The organism is Paenibacillus sp. AR247 (assembly GCF_002968895.1).
Lineage (GTDB): Bacteria > Bacillota > Bacilli > Paenibacillales > Paenibacillaceae > Paenibacillus_AQ > Paenibacillus_AQ favisporus.
Window position 1 is genome coordinate 323,224 of sequence record NZ_PCZT01000009.1, and the last position, 5,102, is coordinate 328,325.

5 protein-coding genes and 1 pseudogene are annotated in these 5,102 nt (G+C 44.6%); 4 read left to right on the forward strand and 2 right to left on the reverse strand.

What is annotated here, in order from left to right; translation table 11 throughout:
• Nucleotides 1–54 precede the first annotated feature (54 nt).
• Nucleotides 55–871: pseudogene (locus CPT76_RS09380) on the reverse strand (alpha/beta fold hydrolase).
• Nucleotides 872–1,119: 248 nt separating this feature from the next.
• On the opposite strand from CPT76_RS09380, the gene CPT76_RS09385 reads away from it, so the two are divergent.
• Nucleotides 1,120–2,406: a S41 family peptidase gene (locus CPT76_RS09385; RefSeq protein WP_105442727.1), complete on the forward strand. Its 1,287-nt coding sequence runs from the start codon at nucleotides 1,120–1,122 to the stop codon at nucleotides 2,404–2,406.
• 114 nt (nucleotides 2,407–2,520) lie between these two features.
• Here the strand turns inward: CPT76_RS09385 and CPT76_RS09390 are convergent, their stop codons facing one another.
• The gene (locus CPT76_RS09390; protein WP_105442728.1) at nucleotides 2,521–3,102 is read right to left on the reverse strand and encodes a DUF6241 domain-containing protein; all 582 of its coding nucleotides are present in this window, start codon (nucleotides 3,100–3,102) and stop codon (nucleotides 2,521–2,523) included.
• 288 nt (nucleotides 3,103–3,390) lie between these two features.
• Between CPT76_RS09390 and CPT76_RS09395 the strand changes: the two genes are divergently transcribed.
• The 3 genes from CPT76_RS09395 (at nucleotide 3,391) to CPT76_RS09405 (ending at nucleotide 4,982) form a co-directional block, all read left to right on the forward strand.
• Entirely contained in the window at nucleotides 3,391–3,870 is a 480-nt protein-coding gene (locus CPT76_RS09395; RefSeq protein ID WP_105442729.1) for a GyrI-like domain-containing protein, read from the forward strand.
• 33 nt (nucleotides 3,871–3,903) lie between these two features.
• On the forward strand, nucleotides 3,904–4,326 hold the full coding sequence (locus CPT76_RS09400; RefSeq protein WP_105442730.1) for a DoxX family protein: 423 nt from the start codon (nucleotides 3,904–3,906) through the stop codon (nucleotides 4,324–4,326).
• A gap of 176 nt (nucleotides 4,327–4,502) precedes the next feature.
• Entirely contained in the window at nucleotides 4,503–4,982 is a 480-nt protein-coding gene (locus tag CPT76_RS09405; RefSeq protein WP_105442731.1) for a GyrI-like domain-containing protein, read from the forward strand.
• Nucleotides 4,983–5,102: the final 120 nt, after the last annotated feature.

The following is a 5,102-nucleotide window of genomic DNA, read 5'->3' on the forward strand; positions in this document are numbered from 1 at the left end:
GAAAAACGACAACCGGCNTAAAGGCTGCGTTTTTTCAATTTGCCTATCGTGTTGCTATTGCGGTACCTGCAGTGGAGCCTGCCGTGCATTCCCGACGAACTCCTGCATGACCTCATTAAACTTGTCGCGTTCGTCGTAGAACGAGCCGTGGCCGCTGTACATGAACGGCACGAGCTGCGAATGAGGGATTAACCGTTGCATCTCCTCCGCCTGGCTGAATGGAATGACCTGGTCGTGAATGCCATGTACGATCAGCGTTGGAACCTGAATGTGTGACAGGTCGGCTGTTAAATCAAAGTCCCGCAGCATGACGATGATCGCGGCCGTCGACCACCCGGCAGCCTGCATGCCCATCTGAATAAACCAGTCCGCGAATGGCTTGCTGATGTACCGGAAGAAAAAAATAGTCGGTCACGCCGCGCATCATGTTTGCCCGGTCGTTCAACGACTGCTTAAGCAGCTGCGCTGCCGTCTCTTTGGTGAAGCCGCGCGGCGCCGCCGCGTCGATCAATACGAGTTTGGATACGCCGCCGCCATTGTGCCGCACGATGTATTTGATCGCGATCGCCCCACCGGTCGAATGCCCGGCGAGCACGAAGTCTTTCAATTGCAGCGCATCAACGACGGCGCGAATATCGTCCGCAAGCCGTTCTAAATGATATCCACCGTAGGGTCGGTCCGACTTGCCGAAGCCACGCCAGTCGATGCCGATGCAGCGGTAACCCATGCCCGGCAGCACGTTGAACTGATATTCGAACTGGTCATGATTGAGCGGCCAGCCATGAAGAAACACGATTGTTTTGCTTCCTGCCGGGTTGATGTCCTCCACATAGAGTTGTACCCCCGGCTCAACTGTTACATAGTATCCCACTGTCAATGCCTCCGTAAATCAAAATCCTTTCCCGATAGGATACGCGCCCAGCGCCCAAACGTGAATGGCCCTGTCGCGGCATAGCCGCATGCCGGAAAGACAGCTGGAATGTGCGATGGTGCTTTTCGTTCAACTCATGGCATCTCATGATGTCAGCGGGCAGGATAAAATCAATCGTTCCTTGAATACATTTTGGATGGACCATATTTGAATAGAAAATCTCACTTTAAATTTGGGGGGAATATAATTTGGAATACGTAGATATATTTGCCGAGATCGTATCCGTTATGCATCAGGATTATGCAGGATTTGAGGAGAAAAAAGGTTGGGATCATCCTGATTATTTTACCCGAAAGATAGAGCGCCTTCAAACCAATGGATTAATGACACCGCAACTGTTTACTGAAATCGTGAATGAATATCTTATTAGTTTCAAAGATCGTCATTTGTATTTTCATTTACATAATTCTGAAAAGGTAGAAGCGAAAACTTGTGGTTTTACTGTAAGGAATTACGAAGACACTTTATACGTAACAGAGGTTTCTGAAGAGAATAGATTTGGAAAAGGGGCAAAAATTGTTTCCATTGACGGACAATCCATTTCTTCGATAAGAACAATGCACCGTGAAATGCTAAGAGAAGCTCATCCTGAGAGAGAAGAATGGGATGATATTATGAACAAAGCTAAGTATTTTGAGCTTATTGATGAGAACGGAGATTCAGTTAAACTGGAAATAAGACTATACGGACGAGCTCCTAGACAGTCAACTTATGCTATTGATTTTATCAATGCAAACACTTTATTGTTAACCTTTTCTGATTTTGAAGATACCAATAGCATCATGAATCTAATTGAAAAACATAAGGGTGACCTGCTTGAAAGTAAACATGTAATTGTTGATGTCCGGCGTAATCGTGGAGGGAATGCTCATGCCTTTTCTTCTTTATTGAGATATATGTTTAAAAAAGGAGAAAAACCAATTTCTGAACCTAAAGTGCGAGAATTTAATTGTTCTGACCGTAATGTGGAGCTATTTTTAGAACAGGCCGAGAACATTCGAAGTTCAACAGATCATGAAGAAACACTTAAAATGATAGAGTTTGCTGAACATCAATTTAAAACATATCGAAATCAAGGATTTGTTGCTTTTGACTTTTCGGAGTTTATTGCAGAATTAGAAAACAATTTCGAGGGGGAAAACAACCCGGAAAAAGTAATTATCTTATCTGATTGTTATTGTGCAAGTGCCGGAGAGGAACTTGTGGAGATGAGCAAAGAATCATCCAAAGTAACAATAGTAGGACGTGCCACCATGGGGATAAATGATTATAGCGACATCGTTTGCCTCAACTGGAACAAACAGTTTTCTCTATTTTATCCAATATCAAGACTGGAACAGAAAACAGAAATAGACCCGATACACGGAAAAGGTATTCAGCCCCATATTTATATAAAATGGACGCCTAAGCATATTGAAGAAGATATCGATTTAAATCAGGCGTTGAAATTAATTGAAAGCAAAGGGGATTTTTGAGAAAGCAACCAAGCTCCCACTATAGGGAATCGGTACGACATGCCAATGAATTGGGGCTGCCTTGAAGGAGACGGCCTTTTTTTATGGGCAAAAAAAGAAGCCGCTGAGGGCTCCTTATTGTTTATGAAACGTATTCTTGATGAATTCCTGTTCCTCTTTCTCCGTAAGAACGCCTTTCGCTTTCCCGATCGACCCATTTTCGATCATCCAAAAAAAGTTGTGATCCTCATCGACTGTAGAAAAGTCGCCGGCCTCCCATTTCTTCGCGATATCGAGCATCCTTGCGTAATTGATCCAACTCGTCCCCTTGACTTGAATGATCTGTTCCAGCAGCTGCACCCGTTCCGGCGTCATTTCGATTGAGACCCACTTTTCCTTGGCCTTTACCTTTTGGTGGGTCATATGGTGCATGATATTGACGACGTCACTCTCTGCAACAACGATCTCGGGCTTTAAAGCGTCTTTCAGCACTAGATCAACTTGGTCATTGTCATCCGTGCGAAGGTTCCCAAGGTCGGTTCGGGTTTGCCCAGGTTTCGGAGCCGGTGCAGGAGTTAGATTCTCGGCTTGTTTACGATCCTCCGGGTCAGTCACTAAAGCATCTATGAAGTGTTTGACAAAAAGGCCAGTTCCAACAACGACGGCAATGGCTGCCACGACAACAACTGTGATAACCCATCTCTTCTTAGTGGACATTTAGAGATTCTCCCGTTAAGTTTGTGTACTTCGTACATAAATACACTATAGATATCGGACTATATCCCGTCAATAGTCTGGGAACTTAGAAAAGAAGCTGATGATGTAGCGCTTAAAGCCAATGGAGGAGCGCTGTAAGAAGGCAGATTTGTTTGGTCAAGCAGGTCAGAATTGTGGGTGTCGTATCGGTCTCTCTAAACAGTATCATATTTTGACATGATTCATCGTTATGATTAACCCATCAAGAAAAACAAATGATTTGATCAAATCAAAAAAGGAGCTGGGATGATGGCAGCATTTACTCTTGAGGAGAAAGACAGCTTAATCGTTGTAGGGATTGGAACGGAACTGAAGAGCGAGTACACGGACTATGCGGGCATGAACAAGGAAAAGGAAAACTTCTGGCGGACCGTGGAGCAGGATGGAAGGCTTGATGCATTAAAGGCTGTCGCTGCGAACGACTACATCTTCGCCGTAAACGAACTGGTAAACGGCAAGAGGATGTATTATGTCGGCGTCATGACAGAAGCATCGTTATCGGAAGAACACAGAGAGATCCAATTCCCTAAAGGACCATACCTCGTCATTAAAGGCGAAGGGAAGACGGCAGATGATTTAAGTCGTACGCTTACCGGCATTGCCTTTGGTCAAATCTTACCCGAAGCCGAAAACTTCGCCTATGTCGGCGGGCCCAATGCAACGGTCGAGATGGGGCACCGTGATAACCTTGTATATGGGGAAATGTGGATCCCGGTTGTGAAGAAGTAAATAAAACAAAACAAAACCTTAGGAGGAATGGAAATGAATACGATTACCAGTCATGAAAAAATAACGAAGGTTGAATCCCGTCGGATCGGAAAGACGGCCGCTTATTGGACCGTCACCATCATTCTCGCATTCTCTATTGCATTAAGCGGGATCGGGCAATTGATGCGATTGGGTGGCAATGTTGATTTAGTGACTAATATTGGTTACCCGTTATATATTACTTACATTCTCGGGACTTGGAAATTGCTTGGAATCCTTGCGATCGTCATGCCAGGTTTCCCCCGTCTTAAGGAATGGGCTTATAGCGGTATCTTTTTTCTAATGACGGGCGCCACCTTATCTCATGTGTTCGCTCATGATTACGGGGTTGGTGGATTCAATGTAATTCTTCCGCTTTTCTATGCCGCGCTTGGTATGGTCTCCTGGGCGCTGCGTCCGAAAAGCCGCAGACTCTAATAAGGCGTGACATTAAGCTAACCCATTCGTGACTCTGATAGACTTCAATTAACAACTGGATACCAAACGTTTTCTCTCTAAACAGTATCATGTTTTGACATGGTTTACGGTTATGATAAGCCTATCAAGTGATTAAAACAAATGAATTGATCCATTCAAAAAAAGGAGCTGGAATAATGGCAACGTATACCTTTGAGGAAAAAGACAGCTTTAGCGTTCTTGGTATTGGAACGGAGCTGAAGATCGATTACACGGATTATGCCGGCATGAACAAGGAGAAGGAGAACTTTTGGCGGTCCGTGGAACAGGATGGAAGACTTGAAACATTAAAGGCTATTGCTGCGAACGACTATATTTTTGCGGTAAACGAAGCGGTAAATCACAAGATGATGTATTATGCTGGCGTCATAACAGATTCGTCGATCCCGGAAAAACACAGAGTGATCCAATTCCCAAAGGGACAATACCTCGTCGTTAAAGGCGAAGGGAAGTCGGCTGATGAGTTGAGTAATACGCTTACTGGGATTGCCTTTGGTCAAGTCCTGCCAGCAGCCGAACATTACGCTTATGTTGGCGGACCCAATGCAACGGTTGAGATGGGGCAGCGAGACGGCTTTGTATATGGGGAAATGTGGATTCCGGTTGTCGGGAAGTAAACGAGATTGGCAAGAAGCATGAGGAGCTCTCTTATACGACTAAAAAACCCCGTTTCTATGTAAAGAAGCGGGGTATTTTATTTTCACTTTTATAAATAATCGCATAAAGGTCGAGTAATC

Excerpts from the sequence above, each read along its gene's own strand:
- CPT76_RS09390 (WP_105442728.1), bottom strand. The coding sequence starts at position 3,102 with ATGTCCACTAAGAAGAGATGGGTTATCACAGTTGTTGTCGTGGCAGCC.
- CPT76_RS09395 (WP_105442729.1), top strand. The coding sequence starts at position 3,391 with ATGGCAGCATTTACTCTTGAGGAGAAAGACAGCTTAATCGTTGTAGGG.
- CPT76_RS09400 (WP_105442730.1), top strand. The coding sequence starts at position 3,904 with ATGAATACGATTACCAGTCATGAAAAAATAACGAAGGTTGAATCCCGT.
- CPT76_RS09405 (WP_105442731.1), top strand. The coding sequence starts at position 4,503 with ATGGCAACGTATACCTTTGAGGAAAAAGACAGCTTTAGCGTTCTTGGT.